The organism is uncultured Croceicoccus sp. (assembly GCF_947496385.1).
Classification (GTDB): domain Bacteria; phylum Pseudomonadota; class Alphaproteobacteria; order Sphingomonadales; family Sphingomonadaceae; genus Croceicoccus.
The window spans coordinates 1-434 of sequence record NZ_CANMCP010000052.1; the positions used below are offsets into that span (position 1 = coordinate 1).

The 434-nt window shown below is 56.2% G+C and carries 1 protein-coding gene; it reads right to left on the bottom strand.

Annotated elements, in window-relative coordinates:
• The coding region (locus tag Q0897_RS16075; protein WP_299310438.1) for a DDE-type integrase/transposase/recombinase at positions 1 to 407 on the bottom strand (407 nt) is incomplete at its 3' end.
• Positions 408 to 434: the final 27 nt, after the last annotated feature.

A 434-nucleotide genomic window follows, 5' to 3' on the forward strand; every position in this document is an offset into this window, starting at 1 on the left:
TTTCTTGGCTCGGGGCATCCGCTTCTCCTACCCTGCGCTCCACAATTTGCCAGAGGTACAATCCTTCTGACAGTGCCCAGTCCGTCCGTCGTTATGAACTCTGGCGATCCGTGGCGTTTCAGCGCCCTCTTCATAAAACGCAGGGCGGCGGCCTTGTCCCTCGCTTTTGTGACGTAGCTTTCCAGGACTTCGCCTTCGTGATCGATGGCACGCCAGAGGTACATCATCTCACCGTTTATGCGGACGTACATCTCATCAAGATGCCAGTTCCAATGGCGAAAGCCGCGCATTCGATTTACGCGCTGGCGACGAATGTCGGTCGCGAACATTGGACCAAACCTGTTCCACCAAAGCCGCACCGTCTCATGGCAGATGTCGATCCCACGCTCCGACAGTAGGTCTTCCACGTTCCGCAGCGAAAGCGGAAAACGAAC